We start from the raw sequence: 25,204 nt of genomic DNA on the forward strand, positions 1-25,204 counted from the left end.
GACGAACGCTACCGGCGAGCCCGGCTGTCCAGAAACAAAGGAAAAACTGTGGTTACAGAAGAGATCAACAGCGACTACTTCATGGTCGATGACTTCCTCTCCGAAGACGAACGGATCATCCGGCAGAAGGTCCGTAATTTTGTCGAAACCGACCTTCTGCCGGTCATCAATGACTATTGGGACCGGGCGGAGTTTCCGTTCGTCCTCGTCCCCAAGATCGCGGCACTCGGCATCGTCGGCACCACCATCGAAGGCTACGGCTGCCCCGGCATGAGCCGCCTCGCTGCCGGAATGGTGGCCATGGAGATGGCCCGGGGCGACGGCTCCATCAACACCTTCATCGGGGTCCAGTCCGGCCTGGCGATGGGCACCATCAATACGCTCGGCAGCGACGAGCAGAAGCAGCGGTGGCTTCCCGGGATGGCAAGGCTGGAAAAGATCGGGGCCTTTGGACTCACCGAGCCGGACCACGGCTCGGACTCCGTGAGGCTGGAAACGAGCGCGCGCCGGGACGGTGACCACTACATCCTGAATGGGCGCAAACGCTGGATCGGCAACGCGAGCTTCGCCGACGTCGTCGTGCTCTGGGCCCGGGATGAGGCGGACGGCAAGGTCAAGGCGTTCATTCTGGAAAAAAACAGCGACGGTACCTACCCGGCGGGCTACCAGGCCGAGGTGATCACCGGCAAGATCGGCAAAAGGGCGATCCTGCAGCCCGATATCACTATCGAAAACCTGCGGATTCCGGCGGAGAACAAGCTCGTCGAGGCGAACTCCTTCCGCGATGTCACCCGAGTGCTCACCGCGACCCGCGGCGGTGCTTCCTGGGAATCAGTGGGCCACGGGATCGCCGCTTACGAGGCCGCAGTGAAATACGCGAAGGAACGCGTGCAGTTCGGCAAGCCTATTGCCAGTTATCAGCTGGTGCAGAACAAGCTCGCCAACATGCTGGCCGAGTTGACCGCCATGCAGCTGATCTGCTTTCGGCTGGCCGCGCTCGCCGACCAGGGGAAGATGACCGGCCCGATGGCGTCCCTGGCCAAGATGCACACCGCTCAGAAGGCGCGCTGGATCTGCCAGGAAGCCCGCGACATCCTGGGCGGCAACGGGCTGCTGCTGGAGAACCATGTGGCGCGCCATATGACCGATATGGAAGTCGTCCACACCTACGAGGGAACGGACTCCATCCAGTCGCTGCTGATCGGCCGCGACATCACCGGGATCTCCGCATTCTCCGGATGACGCCGCACCCCTGTTGCAAAGACCAAGCCAATCGAAACGTAAAGCAAACCAAGAGGGAGAGCCAATGAACAGGCTGAAAAACAAGACTGCCATCGTCACCGGCGGCGCGCAGGGCATCGGCGCTGCCACGGCCCTCCGGCTGGCCGCGGAGGGCGCAACAGTTGCCATCCTGGACTTGAATGCCGAGAGGGCAGCGGCCACGGCCGCCGGGATCAGCTCAAACGCCGCCGTCGTGGCGGCCGGAGGTTCGGCAGTCAGCGCCGTCTGCGATGTCACCAGCGAGGAACAGGTTGCCGAGGTCTTTGAGCGGATCTTCACCGATCACGGATGCGTCGACATCCTGGTCAACAACGCAGGCATCACCCGGGACAACATGTTGTTCAAAATGGACCGTCCGGACTGGGATTCCGTCCTGGCCACGAACCTGACCAGCGCCTACCTCTGCGCCAAGGCCGCGCAGAAGTTCATGGTGCCGGCCCGGTACGGAAAGATTGTCAGCCTGAGCAGCCGCTCCGCGCTCGGCAACCGCGGGCAGGCTAACTATGCTGCCGCCAAAGCGGGGATCCAGGGACTCACCGCCACGCTGGCACTGGAACTGGGTCCGTTCAATATCAACGTCAACGCCGTGGCACCTGGTTACATCGCCACGGCCATGACTGCCGCGACTGCTGGACGGGTCGGCAGCACGCCGGAGGAGCACCAGAAATCCGTGGCCGAACGCACTCCGTTGGGTCGGGTCGGGGAGCCGGAGGAAGTGGCCGCCGCCATTGCGTTCTTCGCCAGCGATGATTCCTCATATGTCTCCGGGCAGACGCTCTATATCAATGGAGGAGCACGTTGATGGCTGAAGCATTCCTGGTGGGCGGGGTGCGCACCCCGGTCGGGCGCTACGGTGGCTCACTGTCCGGTGTCCGGCCGGATGACCTGGCGGCGCTCGTTCTCGGCGAAGCTGTCCGGCGGGCAGGAATCGAGGCTGCCGACGTCGATGAGGTCATCCTGGGCAACACCAACCAGGCGGGAGAGGACAACCGCAATGTGGCGCGGATGGCATCCCTGCTCGCAGGGTTCCCTGACAGTGTCCCGGGGATGACCGTGAACCGGCTCTGCGCCTCCGGACTCAGCGCCATCATCATCGCATCGCAGATGATCAAGTCAGGTGCGGCGGATATTGTGGTGGCCGGCGGAGTGGAATCCATGTCCCGGGCCCCCTGGGTGCTGGCGAAGCCCGAAAAGGCATTCGGACGCCCGGGCGAAATAGCCGATACCTCCATCGGTTCACGCTTCTTAAATCCGAAGTTCCATGAACGCCCCAAATCCACCTTTTCAATGCCCGAAACGGCAGAGGAGCTGGCGCGTGTGGATGGTATCTCCCGGGAGGATGCAGATGCTTTCGCGTTCCGTTCGCATCAACGGGCCCTGGCTGCTGTGGACGAAGGCCGCTTCCTGGCGGAGATCGTTCCGGTGGAGACCAAGAGGGGAGCCGTCAAGGAGGACGAGGGCCCCCGACGGGAAACGACCCTCGAAGCGCTGGCGGGTCTGCGCTCGGTGGTGCGCCCCGGCGGCGTCGTGACCGCCGGAAACTCCAGTTCGCTCAACGATGGTGCCTCCGCCGTCGTCGTTGCCAGCGGACGTGCCGTCGAGCGGCTGAACCTTCACGCGCGGGCACGAATCGTCGATGGCGCCTCCGCGGGTGTGCCGCCGGAGATCATGGGCATCGGCCCGGTGCCGGCCACGCTCAAGGTGCTCGGGCGGGCCGGCTGGTCACTCGATGACGTGGGTGCGATCGAGCTCAATGAGGCCTTCGCGGTGCAGGCATTGGCCTGCATGCGCAGGCTGGGAATGAACGAGGAGATCGTGAACCGGGACGGCGGCGCAATCGCGCTCGGCCACCCCCTTGGTTCCTCCGGTGCACGAATCGCCGTTACTCTGCTGGGCAGGATGGAGCGCGAAGGCGCGGCCAGGGGCCTGGCAACCATGTGCGTGGGGCTCGGGCAAGGTACCGCGATGTTGCTCGAAAGAGTTTGACGCGGATTTTTCGCTGAAATCGCGGAATAAAGCCGACGACGGGTGACTTTGCAGCGCCGGTTGTCGCCGCGACAATCCGCCTGGCGATTGATGCTCACAACACATCAATCGGCGTCCCATTTGGTATTGGATTCGAATGGGACACTCTGCGAGAGTGATCTAGCTAACACAGCAGCAACCAAAACAACGTGCAAAACCACCACCAACCCAAACGACGATGAGGTCCGTGTTGAAAAAGCGAAGCGAAATGCATTTGAAGGTCTCTGTGGGCCTCGTGGGGCTCTGCCTGGCTCTTGTGGGCTGCGGAGGCGGCGGGGCAGCCAGTGCCAAGGAGGGCGGAACGGACTACCCAAAAAAGCCCGTACGCTTCCTGGTCCCCTTCGCCGCCGGCGGCCCCTCGTCGTTGACGGCCCTGGCTTACGCGTCCTGCCTCGAAGGCAGCCTCGGCCAGCCTGTCCTGGTTGAGAACAAGCCTGGCGGCAGCGGCGCGGTAGCCATGCAGGAGTTGGCCAGCGCCAAGCCGGACGGCCACACGCTCGGGCTCGGCACCAACGGCCCGCTGGTTATGAACCCGATCGTCAATGAGTTGGGCTACAGCCTTGCTGACTTCACCTCGGTCGGAGTCATGGCCGAGATGCCCACGGTGCTCGTGGTCGGTGCTGATTCGCCGTATGCCAATGCGCAGGAATTTTTCGCGGCGGCCAAGGCCACTCCCGGAAAGTTCAGCGTCGCGGTTCCCGGGGCGACAACCTCCGCGGCGATCGAGCTGAAGCGGCTGAAGGACGAATACGGCATCGAGGTCACGGCAGTTCCGACCGCCGGCAACGCGGAAATGACCACGAACCTGCTCGGCGGCCATGTCGACGCACTGTTCATTACGGACCATTCCGACGTTGCGGCGCGGATCGAGGACGGTTCCTTTAAGCCGCTTGCAATCAGCAGCCCGGAACGCGCCGCCTGGTACCCCCAGGTTCCGACGCTGGCCGAAGTTGGATTCAAGGAACTGGTCAACGCCGTTTCGGTGTTCGGCGTCATCGGTCCCAAGGGCATGCCGGAGACCGTTCTCTCCAAGCTCGAAGCGGAACTTGAAACGTGCACCGCTGATCCGGCCATTGTCGAGCAGATCGGCGACCGGTTTGTACCCGACGAATTCGACGGGTCGGAGGAACTGCAGACTGCGTTCACGGCAATGCAGGACCTCTACAAACCGATCCTAGGGCAGTAGTACATCAGCAAAGGGCATTGATATGACGAAGCTCGCTCTTGGACCTGCGGATCTGGAGAATGACCGCCCGCAGGCAGGAAAGCATGACCTGCCAAGGCATCAGATCCGCCGCCTTGTTCCGCTTGTCCTGGTTGCGGCCGGCGTCTCGGCCGTGATCGGTTCGTGGCGGCTCTCGCTGGGAGAACTGAACAGCCCCGGCCCCGGCCTGTGGCCCTTTATCGTTTCGGTCGCGGTGACCATCGCGGCGGCCATCCTCACACTCTTTCCGGACTCGGCGGTTCCCGAAGCCTGGACCCGACGGACGGCGGGTATTGCAGGAGGTGTGGGCAGCCTGTGCGTGTTTGTGGTGCTTTTTGAATCCATCGGCTTCCTGATTCCGGCATTTCTGATGCTCATGCTCTGGTTGCGGGCCTTCGGCCGTGAGCCGTGGCGCTGGACCATACCCCTTGCCGTCGGAGGCGCCGTCATGCTGCACGTTATCTTTGCGGGCCTGCTCGGTGTTCCGTTTCCGGACGACATCGTCGTCACCAGCCTGACCCGGACGATCGGATTCTGATATGGACGCCCTGAACAACCTGGGCCAGGGCTTCTCTGTAGCCTTCGACCCGATGAACCTGCTGTTCGTCTTCATCGGCGTGGTCGTCGGAACGGCCATCGGCGTTTTGCCGGGGCTGGGCCCGACCGCCACCATCGCGCTCCTGCTGCCGATCACCTACACGATGGAGCCTGTCGGGGCGGTGATCATGCTGGCCGGTATCTACTACGGCTCCATGTACGGCGGCACGATTACTTCGGTACTGCTGCGTCTTCCCGGCGAGGCCGCCTCGGTGGTTACCACCTTTGACGGTTATCAAATGACCAAGCAGGGCAGGGCCGGGACCGCCCTGGGCATTTCCGCCATCGGATCCTTCATCGGTGGCACTGTCGCCATTGTCGGCCTGACCTTCCTCGCCCCGCTGCTTTCCAAGGTAGCCGTCGCGGTCGGCCCGGCCGGCTACGTCGCCATCATGATTCTGGGACTCTTCCTGGTGACCTCCCTCGGCACCGGCTCAACGGTCAAAAGCCTGTTCATGGCAGGATTCGGCCTCCTGCTCTCGACCGTGGGCCAGGACCCGGTCACCGGAACCGCACGCTTCACATTCGGCCAGACGTCGCTGCTCGGCGGGTTGGATTTCGTCGCCATCGCCATGGGGCTTTTCGGCGTAGGAGAACTGCTCCATAGCCTTGAGCGAAGCGAAAAAGGCCAGGCCGTCACCACCAGGATCAAAAATATCTGGCCCTCCCGCAAGGACTTCCGGGATTCCTCCGGCGCCATAGCCCGTGGTTCCGTCCTGGGCTTCTTCATCGGCGTCCTGCCCGGCGGCGGCGGCGTCATCTCATCGCTGGCGTCCTATGCCATGGAGAAACGCCGCGCCAAGGATCCCAGCAGGTTCGGAAAGGGGGCCATCGAGGGTGTCGCCGGTCCCGAGACAGCGAATAACGCATCGTCGACCTCGGCATTCATTCCGCTGCTCGTTCTGGGCATCCCGTCCAACGTAGTGCTGGCCTTGATCTACGGAGCGCTCCTGCTGCACGGCATCACCCCGGGGCCGCAGCTGATGAATGACCATCCCAATGTTTTCTGGGGCGTCGTCGCGTCAATGTACATCGGCAATCTCATGCTGATCATCCTCAACATTCCGCTGGTCGGCGTCTTTATCCAGATGCTCCGTATCCGGGCGGGGATCCTTTCGACCTTCGCACTGCTGGTGGTCATGGTGGGCGTCTTCTCCATCAATAACAACCCGTTCGACATGTGGGTGGTGTTGGTGTTCGGGGTTCTTGGCTGGGTCATGATCAAGGCACACTTTGACCCCGGCCCGCTGGTGCTGGCGTTCATCCTAGGTCCGATCCTGGAGAAATCCTTCCGCCAGACGATGCTGATCTCCGAAGGCAGCTTCGGCATTTTCGCCTCAGATCCGGTGTCCGCGGCGGTCTTTATCCTGATCGGGCTGTTCATCGTGTACGGATTCATCACCCGCAGCCGGCGACAGCTCCGCACGCGTCGCGCAGCCGCTGTAGCCCCGGAAGAGAGCAATACGCTCGTCAACGCCTCCGCCAGGCGCGAAAGGACCCCGGATCCTGAGGCTGGAGAATAATTCCCCGCAGGCAAGTCAGTCCGTTAGCGCTATCGATTTCGACTCGACAGAAAGACAAGGGAGCACCTTGAAGAATGCCTTACGCCTCCAGATGACCGCCGGGCTTGCCCTGGCATCCCTGGCCCTGGCAGCATGCGGGGCCAACGGTTCCGGCACCGCCCCGAAGGCCGGACCCGACTACCCTGCGAAGCCGGTCACCATCCTCATGCCCTATGCCGCCGGCGGACCCTCGGACCTTACCGCCCGTTCGGTTGCAGCCTGTTTGGGGGAAAGTCTCGGCGAGGCCTTCGTCATCGAAAACAAGCCCGGCGGCAGCGGAGCTGTGGCGATGCAGGAGCTGGTGGGTTCTAAACCCGACGGTCAGACCTTGGCGCTCGGTACCACCGGCACCCTCGTCATGGCCCCTATGATCAACTCGCTGAGCTACAGTCTTGCGGACGTTGAACCCATCGGTGTAATGGCCGACAATCCGACCCTGATCGTCGTCGGAACGGACTCCCCTTATAAGGACGCAGCGGAGCTCTTCGAAGCGGCCAGGGCGGATCCCGGGGCAATCACGATGGGTGTTCCTGGCGCTACGAGTCCCGCGGCCATTGAACTGCAGCGGCTGAAGAATGACTACGGCGTTGAAATCACCGCCGTGCCAGCCTCGGGCAACGCGGAGATGACCACCAATCTGTTGGGCGGGCATGTGGATGCGCTTTTCATCAATGATCATCCGGATGTCCAGGCACGCATCACCGACGGTTCCTTTCTTCCTTTTGCCGCCACCACCCCTGAACGGCTTGGCTGGCTCCCCGAAATACCGACGTTGGCCGAACTCGGGTTCCCCGATCTGGTGAATGCAACGTCGATTTACGGCTTGTTCGGTCCCAAGGGCCTCCCGGACGCCGTCGTTTCCACACTGGAACGCGAACTCGAAACGTGCCTCGGTGATCCGAAGGTCGTTGCGCAGATCGGAAAGAACTTTGTGCCGAAGGAATTCATTGGTGCCGAGGAGCTGGGCGCCAACTTTGCGCAGATCAAGGCGCTCTATGAACCGATCCTTAGCCGGTGAGCCGGCGACTGGGCCGCAGTAGCTTTCGGTCACGTTCAGGCCAACAAATCCGCAACAAATCAAATGGGAGATTTTCATGGTGAGGGAACTACATGGCCTATCTGACCTCGAGCCGCTCATCGGCGCAGAACTGGGTGTAAGCGGGTGGCACAGTGTCCAGCAGGACCGGATTCAAGGGTTTGCCGATGTGACCGGTGACCATCAGTGGATCCACGTCGATCCGGAGAGAGCGGCCACGGGACCGTTCGGGCGTCCTGTCGCCCATGGCTATCTGACCCTGTCGATGATCCCGTTCTTCGCAAAAGAGGTTTACCGGGTCCACGGACTGAAGATGATCGTTAACTACGGGCTGAACAAGGTCCGGTTCCCCAGTCCGGTCCCGGCGGGTTCCCGGGTCCGCAGCCGCCTCACACTCGTCTCCGTGACGCCGGCCGCCCAAGGCAGCCAGGTGGTGATCCGTCATGAGATTGAACTCGAGCACGGGATCCGGCCGGCCTGTGTGGCCGAAACAGTTTCCTTGATGGTCGGCTGAGGGGCAACGGCATGTCGGTGGACAAGAGTACAACCCTCAGCGAGGCCGTCGCGGAACACGTCCGGGACGGCCAGATCGTGGCCATCGAAGGATTCGGGCACCTGGTTCCGGTGGCGGCGGCCCACGAAATAATCCGGCAGGGGTTCCGTGACCTGACGCTGGCCAGGATGACCGGGGACGTGCTGATTGATCAGCTCCTGGCATCGGATTGCCTGAAGGGGGTCATCGGCTCCTTTGTAGGCAACAGTTCGGCGGGTTCACTCCACGAACTGCGGCGGCGGGTGGAGAACTCGGACCCGGCTCCGCTGGACCTTGAGGAATACAGTCATGGGGGCATGGTTTGCCGGTACCTTGCGGGCGCCTCGAAACTTCCCTTCTATCCGATCAACTCCTACCGGGGAAGCGATCTGGTGGCGCTGAACGGCCGGATCCGATCCGTCACGGATCCATACGGCGGGGAGGAAATCCACGTGGTCCCGGCACTTAATCCCGACGTGACGATCATTCACGCGCAGCGGGCAGACAGGGCGGGCAACATTCAGGCTTGGGGCATTCTCGGGGTGCAGGCCGAAGCTGCGTTCGCCGCCAGGAAGGTCATCGTTACCGTTGAGGAAATAGTCGACGACGCCGTCATCCGCTCCGATCCGAACCGCACCATCGTTCCGTCCCACGCAGTCGACGCAGTGGTCCACTGTCCCCGTGGCGCGCATCCGCATTCGGTCCAGGGCTACTATGACCGCGACGACGGGTTCAGCCGCCGCTGGTCCGAGCTCGCCCGCGATCCGCGGCGGCTACGCGACTGGCTGCAGGCAAACATCCGCGGCACCCGGGATCACGGGGAGTACATTGCCCGGCTTGGACCGGATTATTGGGATCGCTTGGAGGTCGAAGCGGCACTTTCCGTTCCGGTCAACTATGGAGGCCGTAAATGAACGTTACGAAATTACCGGATCAGCTGGAACCATCACCGGCGCGCTTACCCGGCCGCCGGACGGAACCCTTGCCGCCGGAGGCGACCAGCAGCGAGCTGCTCACCACCCTGTCCGCCCGCGCCCTGGAAGGAAAGCACGTGGTGTTCGCCGGACACGGACTTCCCACTCTGGCAGTGTCCTTGGCGCAGCGGACGGTTTCTCCGGACGTCGAAATAATCTATGAGTCAGGCGTTACCGGGGCACAGCCGGCAGACCTGCCGCGCAGTATTTCGGATTCGGTCCTCGTCACCGGCGCGGCCGGGGTCCTGCCCATGGCGCAGCTGTTCAACTTCGTGCTGCAGGGACAGCGCGTGGACGTCGGATTCCTCGGTGCCGCCCAGGTGGACAAATTCGGCAGCCTGAACTCAAGCCTGATCGGTAAGGACTGGGGGTCGCCGGTTACGAAACTTCCCGGCTCCGGGGGAGCCATCGAAGCGATGGCCGGCGCCGGCGAGGTCTTCGTGGTGATGCGCCGGCACAATCCCCGGTCCCTTGTGGAGGAGCTCGACTTCTGCACCACGCCCGGACCTCGCCGGGCGGCGGCGGGCCGCGGTGGCGTGATGCCTGCGGGTTTGGGCGTGACCACCGTCATTACGGATCTGGGCATCATGACGCGTCGGGGTATCGACGAAGAGCTTGTCCTTACCGCTGTGCATCCCGGTGTCGAGGTGGACGCGGTCAGGGCGGCCACGGGGTGGGACCTGCAGGTCTCGGAGAACCTGGTCACCACGGTGCCGCCGACCGGCCGGGAGCTGGCCCTGCTGCGGGACGTGCTGGATCCGGAGCGGGTATACCTGCGCTGAGCCCTGGTCCGGCATCCCGCAAACCTTCGGCGTCCTGCGCCTGCCACGGAGTGTCGTCGTTGGCGCCCGGCACTGATCCGCCGTGGCCGATACCGCAGCCGAATTCGGGACAATGTTCTCGTCTCACCGACCCGCGACTGGCAGCGTCGGCAGTGCTGTTTTCCTGATGCCCCGATCGATTCGGCCGAAGTTCTCGGTTGATGTGGGGAGTTGCCGGGGCAGGAAACTTGCCAGTACCGCAGCAGTAAGGGCTGCTGCGGCGGCAATCCAGAAGACGTGTTCGAAGGCTCGAAAGGATGGGTGCTCTGTTCCGTCAAGGGTCAGTGTTGTTGAGGCCAGCAGCACGGCTACTGCGGCGCTCCCGACAGTGGTTCCGATGACGCGCAGCACGGTGTTCAGCCCGTTGGCAGCGGCAGTGACGGCTAAGGGGACAGATCCCATGATGAGGATCGGCATCGCCGCATAGGCTATGGCGTTGCCGATGCCTATAACAACAGCTCCTAGCATCACCATCCAGAGTTCTTCGGTCAGGAAGAGGCGGCCAACGTAGCCGGCGGCAGAAACGAGGGAACCCATAATGAGGGCGGTTTTGGCGCCGTAACGGCGGCTGCTCAGGGCGGATACGGGAGTGAAGATCACCATTGCCAAGCCGATGGGAACCATGCAAAGGCCGGCAGCCATCACGCTCAAGCCGAAGCCGTATCCAGCCGCGCCAGGCATCTGCAACTGCTGGGTGGTGGAGAGCAGGTTGGAGTACATGGAGTAACCCACAAGGACCGCAACCAGGTTCGTGATCAGCACGGGTTTCCGGGCCGATGTTCGCAGGTCCAGCATCGGCTGACTGATTTTCAGTTCGACCGGGACCCATAAGGCCAGGCCAACGACCGCCGTTAGTGCCGTGATCAGCGTTGGTGCACTGGTCCAGCCCCAGGTACCGCCCTTAGACAAGGCAAGAAGTGCTGCGGTCAGGGCAATCGAGAGCAGGATAGCCCCTCCGTAGTCGAACGTGCCCGGCGTGCGGATACGGGATTTCGACATGACCAGCGGCAATAGCGCGATCAGGACGATCCCGGCTGCAGCGGCGCTCCAAAAGATTGACTGCCAGCCGAGGAACTCGTACAGCACACCGGCCAGCGTAAGACCCAATGCACTCCCGAAACCCAAGGTGGCGCTGATCATCGCGACGGCGGGGCCGAGCTTCGTAGCGGGGATCTCCTCGCGTAGGACGCTGATGCCCACGGGCACGAGGGCTGCAGCGAATCCTTGCAGCGAGCGGCCTGCGATCATGGCCGGAAAGCCCAGATCGACCGCCGCCAATGCTGAGCCTACGGTCATCATAACCAGGCAGACGAGCATGATCCGGCGTTTGCCGAACATGTCTGCCAGACGGCTGAGTACGGGCGTGGCCACTGCGCTGGCCAGCAGTGTGGCCGTGAGGATCCAGGAGGCGTCCTCGACGGTGATTCCGAGCAGGCGCGGCAACTCGGGAAGCAGGGGAACGACCGTGGCCTGCTGGAGGGTGACGGTTGTGCCGCACAGGCAGAGCACCGGCACAAGGAGTCTGCCGGCAGCCCTGGGCTTCGATGCTCTGCCTTTCCCGCGTAGAGGCATTTCCTTGGCGATCAGCGGGCAGTGGGGCTGTGTTGCTTGTCGGCATGCTGGGCTGCCGGCGCCCCCTCACCCGGTCCCGAAGAGGCGGCGGGGAGTATTGCAGGGTCACCGCCGTCGGACGTGGCCTGCGGATCTTCCTCCTCCGCCACCGGCACGTGTGGGGAAGCCTTGGCTCCGGCAAAGCGGTGCCGGAACCCGCTGATGGCTTTGATGGCGATGCCGGCGAGGATCAGGCTGAAGATGATCGCCGCGGCCGGATCGGTCACGAAGATGTCCAGGCTGCCGCCGGAAATCAGCATGGACTGGCGGAAGGATTTCTCCAGGATCGGGCCCAGGACGAAGGCCAGCACCAGCGGGCCGGCGTCGAAGCCTGTCTTGGACATGATCCAGCCCAGGACGCCGAAGGCCAGCACAACCCACATGTCAAAGGACGTGTTGTTGATCGAGTAGACGCCGATCAGCACGATCAGCAGGGAAAAGGCGACCAGGATGCCTTGGCGCACGCGCAGCATCTGGATGAAGATGCCCACGAGCGGAATGTTGAGGATGAGCAGCATCAGGTTGCCGATGTACATCGACGCGATGACGCCCCAGAAGAGTCCGGAGTGATCGGTCATCAGCCGCGGTCCCGGCGTGATGCCGTGCATCAGCAGGGCGCCGAAGATCATTGCCAGCACCACGTTGGAGGGAATACCAAGGACCAGCAGCGGAATGAACGCGGTGGTCGAGGAGGCGTTGTTCGCCGTTTCCGGCCCGGCCACTCCTTCGATGGCGCCCTTGCCGAACCGGCTGGGATCCTTCGCCCGCCTCTTCTCCAGCGCGTAGGAGGCCAAGGATGAAATGACACCACCACCACCGGGAAGGATGCCGATGAAGAAACCGAGAACCGAGCCGCGGCCGATGGCACCGGCGGAGTCCTTCATGTCCCTCCGCGTGGGCCAGATGTTCTTGATCTTGGTCTTGATGATCTGGGCTTTTTCGGTCTGCTCCAGGGACCGCAGGAGTTCAGCGACGCCGAACAGGCCCATCGCCACGGCCACGAAGTCCAGGCCGCTCAGCAGCGGCGCCTGGCCGAACGTGAAGCGTGCCGACCCGTTGACGGGATCCTGCCCGACCGTGGACAGCAGCAGGCCGACGGCGGCCATGCACACGCTCTTGATGGCGGATCCGGTGCCCAGGGACGTGACCAGGAACAGGCCCATGACCATGAGGGCAACAAAGCCGGCCGGACCCATCGACAGGGCGATCTTGCCCAGCGCGGGGGCCAGGAACGTCAGGCCGATGACGGCCACGGTGCCGCCGATGAAAGAACCTATGGCGGAGATGCCGAGGGCGGCACCGGCACGGCCCTGTTTGGTCATCTGGTAGCCATCGAAGGTGGTCACCACCGAGGCTGCCTCGCCCGGCAGGCGCAGCAGTACGGAGGTGATGGTGCCCCCGTACATCGACCCGTAGTAGATGCCCGCCAGCATGATGATCGAAGCGGTCGGATCCATCGTGTAGGTGATAGGCAGCAGCAGGGCAATCGTCGCGGTGGGGCCCAGGCCGGGCAGGACACCGATGGCGGTCCCCACCACCACGCCAATCAGGACGAACAGCAGGTTCACCGGGTCTAAGGCGACCGAGAAGCCTTCACCGAGGTTGCTCAGGATATCCATGTCATTTTCCGTTTCTAGACGAAGGCGTCAAGCGCCAGGTCGGCGGGGAAGGGTACGCCGAGGAGCCGGTCGAAGATGACGTAAAGCACTGCCGGGCCGGCCACAGCGAAAACCGCCGTCCAGCGCCACGACTCCCGGCCGAAAACGCGCAGCCATAGAAGGAGCATCAACACGGCCGGGATGAAGAAGCCGATCAGTTCGAAGAGCACCACGAACGCGGCAAGGCTGGCGATGCCGGCCACTACCGACAGGCTCTTCCGGCCCCAAGCCTCCACCGGCTCATGTCCCGGCCATACGATCAGGGCCGTGGCGCTGAGGACGATGGCCAGCGAGATGACGAACGGCCAGAGGCCCGGGGCAGGATTGTGCAGGGTGCCCAGCTTCAACTGCCATGACCCGGACGCTGCCCCGAGGCCCAGTGCGAGCAGGACGAGCGGAGCGATTCTGCGCTGCCAGCGCAGGGAGCCGGAGTGGGGCCTTTCCGGCTCCCTGATCTCGGCGGCCGCTTCCACGGGAGAAGAAACCATGGGTTCACCCTTCTTCGTGCCGGCCGTCGTTGGCCGGCGGTTGAGTCGTTGTCTTGTTACTTCGCCTGGAGGGGTTCGTAACGGGTGCGCATGTCGGCAAAGACCTGCTGGGTCGCTTCCGCATTTGAGAAGCTGTTAGGCACGAACCGGTCCCCGATCTGCTTGATGACCTCGGCGTCTTTGCTGCAGGTTTCGACGCCGCTTTCGAGCTTGTCGGAAACCTGCTGCGGCAGGCCCTTGGGGGCGAAGAGACCGTAGACCGAAGTCGTCTTGACGTCGTAGCCGGCCTCCTGGGTCGTGGGAGCGTCGGGGAAGGCCTCCGAGCGCGCTTCACCGGCAGCAGCGAGCGGGACGAGGGCGCCGGCCTTCACCTGGGCCTCAACGTCGACGTAGTCGTTGACGAATCCGGCGTCGATGTGGCCGCCCAGCAGGTTGGTGATGAGTTCGGCGCTGCCGGAGGTGGGAACCAGTGCGAACTCGATGCCGCTCTCCTTCTGCACGCGCTTGAGTTCAGTGGCCAGCGAGCTGGTTGCCCCGGGAACACCGATGGAGATCTTCCCCGGGTTCGCCTTGGCGGCGTCAAACAACTCCTGCAGGGTCTTGTACGAAGAGTCCTTTGGCACAGCGAACAAGGTGGGGATCGCTGCCATGGTGCCCAGGGCCTGGAAATCGTCCTGGGAGTAGGCCAGGTCGTTGCTCATTGGGTTCAGGACCATAGGCCCGTTGGTGCTGAGGCCTACGGTGTAGCCGTCGGGCTTGGCGCCGGCCAGCTTTTGCATGGCCACCGCACCTGCTCCGCTGTCAAGGTTCTCCACCACGAAAGTGCCGCCCAGCAGCTTTCCAAGGCAGGCCCCGTAGGCACGCGCCGTCGTGTCGGATGGACCTCCCGCTGCATAGGGCATAACGAACGTAATGGACTTGGTCGGGTAGCCCTCGGTCGATGCTTTAGAAGCACCGGAGCAGGCTGTAACGGTAAGGGCAAGGCCGGCGACAGTGACGGCAGCGGAGAACACGCGAGTCTTATTCAAGGTAACCTCTGATGATTTCGGGCTGAAGTTGAGAGTGCACTCCGCAAGGAGTGCCCTCTCAGTAAACAGGATTGTGACCCCGGGCACAACTGCCGCGGGTGATTTTAATCATTCGTTAAAAGATGCGGACTCAAGCAGGGAGACGCTCAGCGCCGCCCGGGGTTTCATGAAGGCGTCCCACAGCGGCCCGGTTGAGAGCCACCGCAGAGGATCCATCAGGGCCAGGCTGCGCGGGACGAATACCTTGCGCTGGCGCGCGGCCATCGCACCGACGAGCAGGCCGGCGCAGGCGTCCGTGCTGGACACCACGCTGAAGGGCCACGGAAGGGAGCGGCTCTCCCCGGCCCGGCTTCCCGCCCCGGAAATCATGCCGGTGCTCACCCATGCCGGATGCGCGACGCCCACGTCAACGCCCTTATGGGCCAGTTCCAGCCGAAGCGCCCCGCCAAAGGCCTCCACGCCCGCCTTGGAGGCGGCATACGCGTTGGCCCGCGGAACATTCTTCAACGCGGCGGCCGAACTCATGAGCAGGTAATAGCCCCGGTTTGCGGTGACCTCCTCCAGGGTAGCCTTGACGGTCCTGATTACCCCGCCAAGATTGACGTCGACGATCCGCAGCAAGTCCTCGGTGCTGGAAGCGGCCACGGTGGAGGCACTGCCGATGCCGGCGCAGGCAAAGACGATGTCCAGCCGGCCGAAGTGCTCCACTGTCCGTCGGGCTGCGCCCTGCAAGGACACGTGGTCCGTCACATCCGCTGCCGTGGCCAGGTGGCCGTCACCCAGCGTGGAGACAAGCTGGTCCAGGGCTGGCTGGTCGCGGTCAACGAGGGATACGTATGCTCCTGCCGCGGCCAGCCGGTGAGCCGTGGCCACCGCGATACCTCCGGCACCGCCGGTGATCAGCACTACCTTGCCCCGCAGCCTGTCCGGCGCCGGCGACCGGCCAACCCCTCTCCCATCCGCCTTCGGGGGATTCATGGATTGGAATCTCATCCCATGTACGACCCTCCGTTGACGTCAACCGTGACACCCGTGACGAAGCCGTTTTCGACGGCGGCCAGGTACTGGACGGCCTGGGCGACATCACTGGCGAGTCCCAGCCGGCCTACCGGGATGCGGCTGAGATAGTTCCGGTTGACTTCATCGGAGACGCCGGCCGCCATGCCGGAGTCGATCCGCCCCGGGGCGATGGCGTTGACGGTGATGCCGAACGGTGCCAGTTCCCGGGCGAAGGAGCGGGTCAAGCCGAGCAGGCCCGTTTTGGTCGCGGCATAGTGGACCCCGCCGAGCCTGCCGCCGTCCCGTCCTGCCAGGGATGACATATTGACGATCCTGCCGAAACCGGTGTTCTTCATGTGCGGCACCAGCGCCTGGATACCCAGGAACGGTCCCGTGAGGTTCACCGACAGAACGCTCGTCCACTCGTCCAGGGGGACTTCATCACCCGGGATTTTCTGCCCGTCCCGTTTCGGGGAGATGCCGGCATTGTTGACCAGTACCGTAGGGGTTTCCGGGGTGGCCTCCACCGCCTCGGCAATCCGCTTCCAGTCGCCGGGCTCGGTGACATCACAGTGCAGCGTCTGCAGGGATCCGCCCTGCGGATGCAGGTCCGCCTGGAGGCCGGCCAGTGCGGAGTTCGAGGCATCCACGGCGATCACCCGGTCCCCGCTGGCCAGGAATGACTCCACGATGCTGCGGCCGATGCCCCCGGCCGCGCCGGTGACGACGGCTGTTCGTTGGTGCTGCGGGTTGTTACTCATGCTTTCTCCGTTCCTCGTTGAACGGGAGGCGTGCCTCCTTTTAGGCACCCCCCCGGTGGGGCCGTTAGCGCACTCCGGCCAGGGCTTCTTCCCTGGCTTCGTCCAGGGATCCGGCCAGATAGGGTTCAGGGTCAAAGGGTGCGTTGACCTGGCGGAAGGTATAGGCCGGTTCCGGCCACAGGGTGGTCAGCCGCCCGTTGCGGTGGTCCACGTACCAGCTGCTGCAGCCGCCGTCGAGCCATACAGTGCCCTGCGCCAGCTGGTCCACACGATCCATGAAGGCATCCTCCGCTTCCCTGCTCACCTCCAGTGCCGGCACCGCGGCTTGGTCGCGGAAGGTCACCGCGGCCATGATGTAGTCGATTTGGGCCTCGGCGATGTAGACGGCGGAGTTGTGACCCAGCCCCGTGTTGGGCCCGTTGATGATCCACAGGTTCGGGAAACCGTGCACGGCCGTGGTGGCGTAGGCCTGCATGCCGTTCGCCCAGCGTTCACTGAGCGGCTGGCCGTCGCGGCCAAAGATACGGTAGGCGATGGGCAGATCCGTCGCTTCAAAACCCGTGCAGGCGATGATGACGTCCAGTTCGTGGCTGCCCCCGTCTCCGCCGACTACACGGTTGCCCTCCACACGCGTGACGCCGCCGGTTTCCAGGCGGACGTGGTCCTGCGTGAACGTGGGATAGTAATCGCTGGACTTCAGCACCCGCTTGCAGCCGAACGTATAGTCCGGGGTCAGCTTCCGGCGGAGTTCCGGATCCTCAATCTGCCGGTGCAGATGGTCCAGGGCAACCTGGGCTGCGGCGGAGACCAGCGTCGGGGTGCCCCGGCGCTGGGCGTAGCGCTCCTCGTTGGACCAGAACATCTCCTCCCGCAGTTCCTGCATCACCTCGGGCATCTTGCGGAAAAGACCCTTTTCCTCCTCGGTGTAGGAACGGTCCGGACGCGGAGTCACGTACGGGGCGGAACGCTGGAACACGACGACCTCCCCGGCGATCTTTGCCACCTCGGGCAAAACCTGGATGGCCGTGGCTCCCGAGCCGACGATGCCCACCCGCTTGCCCGCCAGGTCAATCCCGTCATTCCACTGCGCCGAGTGGAACACTTCGCCGGAGAAGTCAGCCAGTCCCTCTATGTCTGGCATCTTCGGTTCGGATAAGTGCCCGACGGCGGTCACCAGGGTTTTGGCTGCAAACTCACCCTTGGGGGTGCTGACTTTCCACAGCGCTTCCGCCTCATCCCACCGGGCATCGGTCAGTTCGGCGCCGAAGACGATCCGTTCAAGGAGGTTCTCTTCCCGGGCGACGCTGCGCAGGTAGTTCAGGATTTCCTCCTGGGGGGCGAACATCCGGGACCACTCAGGGTTGGGTCGGAAGGAAAACGAGTACAGGAGCGACGGCACGTCGCAGGCCGCGCCGGGGTAGTGGTTGTCACGCCAGGTGCCTCCCACGTCCTCCGCCCGTTCAAGAATGATGAATGACCGTTCGCCCTCGCGGGCCAGCTTCGCACCCATGCCGAGGCCTCCGAAGCCGGTGCCCACGATGATGACATCGACCGGCGAACCGGGCGCGGGGTATCCCATAGGGGTACTTTCCACTGTTCCTCCAATGTGTGTGTTGTTGTGTGCTGGTCCCGACGGGCTAGACAAAGAGTGCTTCCCGGATCCCGCCCGCAGGAGCAGCGGCGGGGTCCGTCACGAATTCGTTGATGAGCTGGAACAGCTGGGCCGGTCGCTCCTGCGGGACGGCGTGACCACTGTCGATGACCGCGTAGCGGGCATTGGGAAGGCCTCCGAAGAGGAGCTGGGTCTGCCGGGCCGGCACCATCTGGTCGTGGGCGCCGGCGATGACCAGGGACGGAGCGGTAATCGCTGCAAGCCTGCCACTCAGATCGGCGACGGCGTTGAGCCGCATCTGTCCGGCGATCCCGTCCGGGAAGGTCCGGGCATCAACCAGGGCCCGGATATCGGCCTCGCCCCGGCCGGCCAGGAACGGGTGTCCATAGGCTGTCCAGGTGACGAATTCGCGCAGGAGATCCTGGTCCGACTCGAAAAGCTGCTTCCAGATCCGGTTGCGAAGCCGCTGCTGGGTGTCGGCCCTGACCCAGCCGGCCACCAGGGTCAGGCTTGACACGCTCTCGGGGCGGGAAGCGGCGAGGTCGGCCGCGACCAGGGCTCCCAGGGAGTAGCCGACGACATGTACCGGCTGTGCAGGAGCGCGCTGGTCAATGACAGCGGCGACCTGCGCCGACAATCCACCGAGGGTCAGTTCCCCGTCGGGGCTCTGCAGGTCAAGGGCCAGGACACGGTACCTGGCGGCGAGCATGGGAAAGAGGGTACGGAAATGAGTCTTGGCGCTTCCACCCGTTCCGTGGACCAGGACCACAGTGTCCCGCGAGTCCTCCGGCGCAAGCGTGTCGTGGAAAGGAACCGAGAGGCCCCCGACGTGGACGGCACCCTCGTTTGCATCTGGATGAATCTTCAATTCCAATCCCTTCGAATTTGACTGGCCGGTGCTGATAGCGATGAGGGGATCCGACCGGGTGCAGGAAACGCGCATCGCGCGATATTGAAAGTGCACTCCGTGCGGATTACACTCTCATAAAAGCATAAGAGTGATACGAAGCACAATCCCTGGAAGGGAAACAATGAAGATTACCGGCGCGGTCCTTGAGACCATCGGCTCCCCCCGTCCGTACGCCCAGTCCCGCCCGCTTTCCGTTGCGGAGCTTGACCTTGCCGGGCCAGGGCCCGAGGAAGTCCTGATCCGGATGGAGGCTGCGGGCATCTGCCACTCGGACCTCTCCGTCGTCAACGGCGACCGCCCCCGTCCCCTGCCCATGCTGCTCGGCCACGAGGCCGCCGGTACGGTCGTCAGTGTCGGCGCGGGTGTCGATGACCTCGAACCGGGCCAGCGCGTGGTCACGGTTTTCCTGCCGCGCTGCGAGGAGTGCCCCAACTGCCGCACCGGGGGCAAGCTGCCTTGCAGCGTCGGAACAGAATCCAACGGGGCCGGAACACTGCCCGGCGGATCCATCCGGCTCACGCGCGCCGGCCAGCCGGTCCGTCACCACGTCGGAGTCTCCGGCTTTGCAACCCATGCCGTGCTCAACCGTCGCTCGGTGGTTCCGGTCGGAAGCGACGTGCCGCCGGCGGTCGCTGCACTTCTTGGGTGCGCCGTGCTGACCGGCGGCGGGGCCGTCATCAACGCGGGAAACCCCCAGGAGGGGCAGAACATCATGATCGTCGGCCTTGGAGGCGTCGGCATGGCAGCGCTGCTGACCGCCGTCGCAGTCTCCTCAGCGTGGGCTGAACCCGCCCGGATCATCGGCATCGACGCGAACCCGGAGAAACTGATCACAGCGCGGGAACTGGGGGCAACAGAAACGTACTCGCCTGCCGAGGCCGCGGAACTGGGCATCCGGGCCCACCTCGTCATCGAGGCGGCCGGCCACCCCCGGGCCTTCGAAACCGCGGTACAAGCCACGGCGCCCGGCGGCACCACGGTGACGGTCGGACTGCCGGCTCCGGGAGCGCTGTCATCCATTGAACCGCTGGGGATTACGGCCGAGGCCCGCACCATCGTCGGTTCCTACCTGGGCTCCGCAGTGCCCGCCCGGGATATTCCGGTTTACGCGCAGATGTGGCGCGAAGGAAGGCTGCCCGTCGAAAAGCTGGCCTCGTCGGTGATCACCCTGGACAAGATCAATGAGGCGATGGATGAACTCGCCGATGGAAACGCCATCCGCCAGATCGTGATGTTCAATTGAGTGTTATCGGCACCAGAACTGCAACCCGGCGGCTGCGAACGGCCGTCCGGTACCTAACCGCTGATAGGGGCGTTAATAAAGGATGAAGACGATGACTTCGGAGGCCACCGCCTCTGGTGCTCCCGTCGGGCTGCGTGAGAAGGCCCGGATCGAGCGCTACCAGAACATCCGCGCCGCAGCAGAACAGCTCTTCAACGAGCGGGGCTACGAGCACACCACCACCAAGGAAGTGGCCGAGCTTGCCGGGGTCGGAGAGGCCACCCTCTTCCGCTACGTCAGTAACAAGCACGAGCTGCTGCTGCTGGTTATCGGCGAGCGCATGGATATGACGCTCCAGGCCATCGAGGACGCGGACAAGGAACTTGCCGCCAATACTTCCACCGCGCGGGACTATGTGGAGCGGCTCTACGCCATCTTCCGTGCACGCGCCCGGTTCTACGCAACCGACCCGGAGAACGTCACGAGCTACCTGCACCACGGCTTCAAGGCCGGAAGCCAGCTTGGGGCCCAAAGCATTTCTCAGGGCGACCGGGTTATCGTTCTGATCGCCGCCATCCTCGACAACGCGAGGGACGCAGGGTACCTGAGCGCCGACGTCGACTCCCTGGTCGTTGCGCAGAATTGCAACGGAACCTACATCCACGAAGTTCTGCGCACCCCGGCGCGCGGATTCCGCCCAGAGGATCTCTGGGAAAAACTCCGCGAGCGCCTTCGCGTTCAGATCGAGCCGCTTTTCCGGTTTTGAAAGATCCAGTGCTAATCAGCTGCATGCTAAATCAGGAGCCACGTGCACCTGAGCGCACACGCCCAACTGTTCGCAAAGACGAAGCCTCCAAGCCCGTTCCCGTGCGCAGCTGCTCCCACATGGAGCAATAGGCGCAGCAGATGGAACTTGGGGCAAGCCCTACCTCTGAACAGAGTTAGGCCGAAGTTACGCAGGTTGAGACCCGATCGTCGCCGACGAGGCAGGCTACTGGGACATCGGGGCGGGTCTTGTTGACGTGAGAGTCCGATTTCTCTTGTCTTCCACCCTCGGCTTGGGGATGGCTCTTCGACCACTATCCAGTTGGGTACACCCAAAACTGGACGGCCACGTTTGCCGCCGTCTGCATCACCATCACGCCCCTGCTGCTGGTCTTCCTCGTGCTGAACAAAGCCATGATCCAAGGCCTGGAGAGCGGTGGGAGTAAGGGATGACAGCAGGAACAGCCGGATATACTCCTCAAGGAGGGCTCATGAATTCGCAGGAGAATAGTTCGGTCACACCGCTGGGTGCGGCTGCACCCCTCGGACGTCCCGGGCGGCCTCAACCCGTCACGCTCCGGCAGGTAGCCGAGGCCGCGGGCGTTTCGACTGCCACCGTCTCCCTGGTAGTGAACAAGAAAAAGACTGCCCGGATATCCGACGAAACCCGCCAGCGCGTGCGGGACACCATCCGGGACCTGGGCTATCGGCCGAATGCCATGGCGCAAACCCTGGTCAGCGGGAGTTCGCGGTTCATCGGGCTCGTAGCCGATGCCATTGCCACCACCCCTTTTGCCGGCCAGATCATCCACGGCGCCCAGGATGAAGCCTGGAAGCACGGCTACGCACTTCTCATCGCCAACACCGAAGGCAACCGCGAGCTGGAGACGGACGCGATTGCCATGATGCTCGAATACAAGGTGCGCGGAATCCTCTACTCCACCTGGTTCCACCGGCCCACGGACATCCCGGCCTCCCTGAAGGAGTCGGACTTCGTCCTCGTCAACTGCTTTTCCACGGAACCAGGCTCCCGGGCCGTGGTCCCGGATGAAATACAGGGCGGCCGTTCAGCCACGGAGATCCTGCTGAAACACGGTCACCGCCGGATCGCCTTCATCAACGCCACCATCCCTGCCCCGGCTAAGGACGGACGACTCCAGGGCTACAGGGAAGCGCTGGAAGCGGAAGGCATCCCGTTCGACGCGGGCCTGGTCTTGGAAGCCTACCCAGACCAGGAAGGCGGGTACGGAGCGACCGAGGAACTCCTCAAGCGCGAAGCCACTGCCGTGTTCTGCTACAACGACCGAATGGCGATGGGACTATACGACGGGCTACGCGAGCACGGGCTCTCCATCCCCGAGGACATAGCAGTGGTGGGATTCGATAACCAGGAAGTCATCGCCGCCCACGTCCGGCCCCCACTTTCCACCGTAGCCCTCCCCCACTACGAACTGGGCGCAGCCGGAGTGCGGATGCTCCTGGGCCTTGAAGAAGGACCGGCCGCTGACCCCACAAAAATCCACTGTCCCGCCGTGGAACGAAACTCGGTGCGGGCTCTGGCCCCCGCATAGCCGCACCCAGGAATTGGCCAGTGCCGCCGCCAGCGAGCGATGACGGCGACGAACCGTGCCTTCGCCCGTACAGCCATGTCGAGCCTGCCGGATTCCAGTGGTGGTTTCCGACAGGCTCGATCACCGCTACTGATCAGCGATGCAGGCGGTTGAGTATTACCGTCCGATGACGCCGGAGACCTCAAGAAGATCTCCGAGCGTGCCCATCACCCTGTCCGTGACCTCGCCGACCCCGCCAATCCCGTCAACCCTGGCGAGGATGCCGCGGCCGGCATACTTGGCCACCACGGCCTCGGTCTGCTCGTGGTACAGGTCCAGCCGGTGCCGGATGACGGCTTCCGTGTCGTCGCTCCGGCCGGTTTCCTTGGCACGGCCCAGCAGGCGCGTGACCAGCTCCTCGTCGTCAGCGGTCAGCTGCAGGACGACATCGAGCTTCTGGTCACCGTTGGCCAGGATTGAGTCAAGATAGTCCACCTGTGCCGTGGTCCGAGGGTAGCCGTCCAGGAGGAAGCCGGCGTCCACGTCATCCTCGCTGAGGCGCGACCTGACCATTTCGTTGGTGACGCTGTCCGGAACGAAATCCCCGTTGTCCATGTACTTTTTCGCCTCCACGCCCAGCGGTGTCTCGCCCTTGACGTTGGCGCGGAAGATGTCGCCGGTGGAGATCGCCACAACGCCGAGGCGTTCGGAGATCTGTTCCGCCTGCGTTCCCTTGCCCGAACCGGGCGGGCCAATAATCAGCATTCTGGTCATTCAGATGTCCCTTCGTGGTGCCGCTTTTTTGTCGGTGGTGCCCTCAAGCAGGGTACGACGGCGGGAGGTCCCGCCGTCGTACCGGGCCTTTTGTGCTGCTACCGGTAGTTATGGTGCAGCGGGCGGTCAGGTGCGGGCGTGCCTGACAAGGGTGCTGCTTCTAGAAGAAGCCGAGCTTGTTCTCTGAGTGGCTTACCAGGAGGTTCTTGGTCTGCTGGTAGTGGTCCAGCATCATGGAGTGGTTTTCACGTCCGATGCCCGAGGACTTGTAGCCGCCGAACGCTGCCCCGGCAGGGTAGGCGTGGTAGTTGTTCACCCACACCCGGCCGGCCTGGATCTCGCGGCCGGCACGGTAGGCCACGTTGCCGTTGCGCGACCAGACGCCGGCGCCAAGGCCGTACAGGGTGTCGTTGGCGATGCTGACTGCGTCCTTGTAGTCGCCGAAGCGTGCAACGGAGACCACCGGGCCGAAAATCTCCTCCTGGAAGATCCGCATCCAGTTGTGCCCCTCAAAAATGGTCGGCTGGACATAGAAACCGCCGGCCAGGTCCCCGTCAAGCTCCGACTGCGCACCGCCGGCCAGGATTTTGGCGCCCTCTTCGAGTCCGATGTCGATGTAGGAGAGGATCTTCTCCATCTGGCCCACGGAGGCCTGGGCGCCGATCTGGGTGTTGGTGTCCAGCGGGTTGCCCTGGATGATCTGTTCTGTCCTGGCCACGGCATCAGCCATGAAGGAATCGTAGATACCGTCCTGGACGAGGGCACGGGACGGGCTGCTGCAGACTTCGCCCTGGTTGAAGGCGTACAGGGTGAAGCCCTCCAGTGCCTTGTCGTAGAAGGCATCGTTGGTGTCCGCGACGTCGTTGAAGAAGATGTTCGGGCTCTTGCCGCCGAGCTCCAGCGTGACCGGGATCAGGTTTGCGCTGGCGTACTGGCTGATGAGGCGCCCGGTGGAGGTCTCGCCGGTGAACGCGATCTTGCGGATACGGGGGCTGGAGGCCAGCGGCTTACCCACTTCCGCCCCGAAGCCGTTGACGATATTCAGCAGGCCCGCAGGCAGCAGGTCCGCAATGAGTTCCGCCAGGACCAGGATGGAGGCCGGGGTGTTGGAAGCGGGCTTGAGCACCACCGCGTTGCCGGCCGCCAGGGCAGGAGCCATCTTCCAGACGGCCATCAGGATGGGGAAATTCCACGGGATAATCTGACCCACGACGCCGAGGGGTTCGTGGAAGTGGTAGGCCGTGGTGTCGTCGTCGAGCTGGGACAGCCGTCCTTCCTGGGCGCGGATGGCGGAGGCAAAGTAGCGGAAGTGGTCCGCCGCGAGCGGAATGTCCGCATTCAACGTTTCGCGGATCGGCTTGCCGTTGTCCCACGATTCGGCGACGGCGAGCATCTCAAGGTTCGCGTCGATCCGGTCGGCGATCTTGTTCAGCACGGCGGCGCGCTCGGTGGCCGAAGCCTTGCCCCACGCCGGTGCGGCCTTGTGCGCGGCATCGAGTGCGAGCTCAACGTCCGCGGCGGCGCCGCGGGCCACCTCGGTGAATTGCTTTCCGTTCACCGGGGAAACGTTCTCGATGTATCGGCCGGTCGTTGGAGCCACCCATTCTCCGCCGATCCAGTTCTCATAGCGGTCCTTGAACTGGACCTTGGATCCTGATTGGCCGGGCTGTACATAAACAGTCATGGTCACTCTGAGGTGTACTACTGATGTGAGACACAGTTTGAAAGGATTGTGCCCATGTCTGCTCGACCAACCTATTCCGATGAGTTCAAGGCTGATGCCGTTGCGCTGGT

At 63.7% G+C, this 25,204-nt stretch carries 23 protein-coding genes and 1 pseudogene; 14 read left to right on the forward strand and 10 right to left on the reverse strand.

The window, feature by feature from the left end; all coding sequences use genetic code 11:
- Positions 1 to 48 precede the first annotated feature (48 nt).
- The 10 genes from ACX80M_RS10955 to ACX80M_RS11000 all read left to right on the forward strand — a co-directional run bounded on the left by ACX80M_RS10955 (position 49) and on the right by ACX80M_RS11000 (position 9,993).
- Positions 49 to 1,242 (forward strand): acyl-CoA dehydrogenase family protein, encoded by a 1,194-nt coding sequence (locus ACX80M_RS10955; protein WP_459309650.1) that lies wholly within the window; start codon positions 49 to 51, stop codon positions 1,240 to 1,242.
- Between the two features lie 64 nt (positions 1,243 to 1,306).
- A complete protein-coding gene (fabG, locus tag ACX80M_RS10960; RefSeq protein ID WP_252608249.1) occupies positions 1,307 to 2,083 on the forward strand; it encodes a 3-oxoacyl-ACP reductase FabG in 777 nt (258 codons plus the stop codon).
- On the forward strand, positions 2,083 to 3,267 hold the full coding sequence (locus ACX80M_RS10965; RefSeq protein WP_252608248.1) for a thiolase family protein: 1,185 nt from the start codon (positions 2,083 to 2,085) through the stop codon (positions 3,265 to 3,267). Before fabG ends, ACX80M_RS10965 begins: the two co-directional genes overlap by 1 nt.
- 247 nt (positions 3,268 to 3,514) lie before the next feature.
- Positions 3,515 to 4,492, forward strand: coding sequence for a tripartite tricarboxylate transporter substrate binding protein (locus ACX80M_RS10970; protein WP_459309652.1), 978 nt, complete (start codon positions 3,515 to 3,517; stop codon positions 4,490 to 4,492).
- A 22-nt stretch (positions 4,493 to 4,514) separates the two neighbouring features.
- Complete coding sequence (locus tag ACX80M_RS10975; RefSeq protein WP_459309653.1) at positions 4,515 to 5,048, forward strand: tripartite tricarboxylate transporter TctB family protein; 534 nt, start codon at positions 4,515 to 4,517, stop codon at positions 5,046 to 5,048.
- A gap of 1 nt (position 5,049) precedes the next feature.
- Positions 5,050 to 6,630 (forward strand): tripartite tricarboxylate transporter permease, encoded by a 1,581-nt coding sequence (locus ACX80M_RS10980; RefSeq protein WP_459309655.1) that lies wholly within the window; start codon positions 5,050 to 5,052, stop codon positions 6,628 to 6,630.
- Positions 6,631 to 6,697: 67 nt separating this feature from the next.
- Positions 6,698 to 7,687, forward strand: coding sequence for a tripartite tricarboxylate transporter substrate binding protein (locus ACX80M_RS10985; protein WP_459309657.1), 990 nt, complete (start codon positions 6,698 to 6,700; stop codon positions 7,685 to 7,687).
- 76 nt (positions 7,688 to 7,763) lie between these two features.
- Positions 7,764 to 8,219: a MaoC family dehydratase gene (locus ACX80M_RS10990; RefSeq protein ID WP_252608239.1), complete on the forward strand. Its 456-nt coding sequence runs from the start codon at positions 7,764 to 7,766 to the stop codon at positions 8,217 to 8,219.
- An 11-nt stretch (positions 8,220 to 8,230) separates the two neighbouring features.
- A complete protein-coding gene (locus tag ACX80M_RS10995; RefSeq protein ID WP_256470781.1) occupies positions 8,231 to 9,151 on the forward strand; it encodes a CoA-transferase in 921 nt (306 codons plus the stop codon).
- Positions 9,148 to 9,993, forward strand: coding sequence for a CoA-transferase subunit beta (locus tag ACX80M_RS11000; RefSeq protein ID WP_252608235.1), 846 nt, complete (start codon positions 9,148 to 9,150; stop codon positions 9,991 to 9,993). Before ACX80M_RS10995 ends, ACX80M_RS11000 begins: the two co-directional genes overlap by 4 nt.
- Positions 9,994 to 10,116: 123 nt before the next feature.
- Here ACX80M_RS11000 and ACX80M_RS11005 read toward each other — a convergent pair whose 3' ends face one another.
- The 8 genes from ACX80M_RS11005 to ACX80M_RS11040 all read right to left on the reverse strand — a co-directional run bounded on the left by ACX80M_RS11005 (position 10,117) and on the right by ACX80M_RS11040 (position 19,057).
- On the reverse strand, positions 10,117 to 11,547 hold the full coding sequence (locus tag ACX80M_RS11005; protein ID WP_459309659.1) for an MFS transporter: 1,431 nt from the start codon (positions 11,545 to 11,547) through the stop codon (positions 10,117 to 10,119).
- A gap of 68 nt (positions 11,548 to 11,615) precedes the next feature.
- The gene (locus ACX80M_RS11010; protein WP_459309661.1) at positions 11,616 to 13,262 is read right to left on the reverse strand and encodes a tripartite tricarboxylate transporter permease; all 1,647 of its coding nucleotides are present in this window, start codon (positions 13,260 to 13,262) and stop codon (positions 11,616 to 11,618) included.
- A 14-nt stretch (positions 13,263 to 13,276) separates the two neighbouring features.
- Positions 13,277 to 13,789, reverse strand: coding sequence for a tripartite tricarboxylate transporter TctB family protein (locus tag ACX80M_RS11015; RefSeq protein WP_252608229.1), 513 nt, complete (start codon positions 13,787 to 13,789; stop codon positions 13,277 to 13,279).
- 56 nt (positions 13,790 to 13,845) lie between these two features.
- Positions 13,846 to 14,817 carry a tripartite tricarboxylate transporter substrate binding protein gene (locus ACX80M_RS11020; protein WP_459309662.1) on the reverse strand — a complete coding sequence of 324 codons (972 nt, stop codon included), beginning with the start codon at positions 14,815 to 14,817 and terminating at the stop codon, positions 13,846 to 13,848.
- A 108-nt stretch (positions 14,818 to 14,925) separates the two neighbouring features.
- A complete protein-coding gene (locus ACX80M_RS11025; RefSeq protein ID WP_252608225.1) occupies positions 14,926 to 15,795 on the reverse strand; it encodes an SDR family NAD(P)-dependent oxidoreductase in 870 nt (289 codons plus the stop codon).
- Positions 15,796 to 15,806: 11 nt separating this feature from the next.
- Entirely contained in the window at positions 15,807 to 16,577 is a 771-nt protein-coding gene (locus tag ACX80M_RS11030; protein WP_459309664.1) for an SDR family NAD(P)-dependent oxidoreductase, read from the reverse strand.
- A gap of 64 nt (positions 16,578 to 16,641) precedes the next feature.
- Positions 16,642 to 18,156, reverse strand: coding sequence for a flavin-containing monooxygenase (locus ACX80M_RS11035; RefSeq protein WP_252608221.1), 1,515 nt, complete (start codon positions 18,154 to 18,156; stop codon positions 16,642 to 16,644).
- Between the two features lie 58 nt (positions 18,157 to 18,214).
- Positions 18,215 to 19,057 carry an alpha/beta fold hydrolase gene (locus ACX80M_RS11040; protein ID WP_252608219.1) on the reverse strand — a complete coding sequence of 281 codons (843 nt, stop codon included), beginning with the start codon at positions 19,055 to 19,057 and terminating at the stop codon, positions 18,215 to 18,217.
- A gap of 163 nt (positions 19,058 to 19,220) precedes the next feature.
- Between ACX80M_RS11040 and ACX80M_RS11045 the strand changes: the two genes are divergently transcribed.
- The 4 genes and pseudogenes from ACX80M_RS11045 to ACX80M_RS11060 all read left to right on the forward strand — a co-directional run bounded on the left by ACX80M_RS11045 (position 19,221) and on the right by ACX80M_RS11060 (position 22,657).
- Positions 19,221 to 20,342 (forward strand): alcohol dehydrogenase catalytic domain-containing protein, encoded by a 1,122-nt coding sequence (locus tag ACX80M_RS11045; RefSeq protein ID WP_252614836.1) that lies wholly within the window; start codon positions 19,221 to 19,223, stop codon positions 20,340 to 20,342.
- Between the two features lie 91 nt (positions 20,343 to 20,433).
- Positions 20,434 to 21,087, forward strand: coding sequence for a TetR/AcrR family transcriptional regulator (locus ACX80M_RS11050; protein ID WP_252608215.1), 654 nt, complete (start codon positions 20,434 to 20,436; stop codon positions 21,085 to 21,087).
- A gap of 335 nt (positions 21,088 to 21,422) precedes the next feature.
- Positions 21,423 to 21,539: pseudogene (locus ACX80M_RS11055) on the forward strand (carbohydrate ABC transporter permease); the annotation flags it as partial.
- Positions 21,540 to 21,577: 38 nt separating this feature from the next.
- Positions 21,578 to 22,657, forward strand: coding sequence for a LacI family DNA-binding transcriptional regulator (locus ACX80M_RS11060; RefSeq protein WP_459309666.1), 1,080 nt, complete (start codon positions 21,578 to 21,580; stop codon positions 22,655 to 22,657).
- Positions 22,658 to 22,813: 156 nt separating this feature from the next.
- Here the strand turns inward: ACX80M_RS11060 and ACX80M_RS11065 are convergent, their stop codons facing one another.
- Both ACX80M_RS11065 and exaC read right to left on the reverse strand, forming a co-directional pair.
- Positions 22,814 to 23,401 carry an adenylate kinase gene (locus ACX80M_RS11065; RefSeq protein WP_459309672.1) on the reverse strand — a complete coding sequence of 196 codons (588 nt, stop codon included), beginning with the start codon at positions 23,399 to 23,401 and terminating at the stop codon, positions 22,814 to 22,816.
- A 169-nt stretch (positions 23,402 to 23,570) separates the two neighbouring features.
- Positions 23,571 to 25,094, reverse strand: coding sequence for an acetaldehyde dehydrogenase ExaC (gene exaC, locus ACX80M_RS11070; RefSeq protein WP_459309668.1), 1,524 nt, complete (start codon positions 25,092 to 25,094; stop codon positions 23,571 to 23,573).
- Positions 25,095 to 25,204 lie beyond the last annotated feature (110 nt).

The organism is Pseudarthrobacter sp. MDT1-22 (assembly GCF_054511035.1).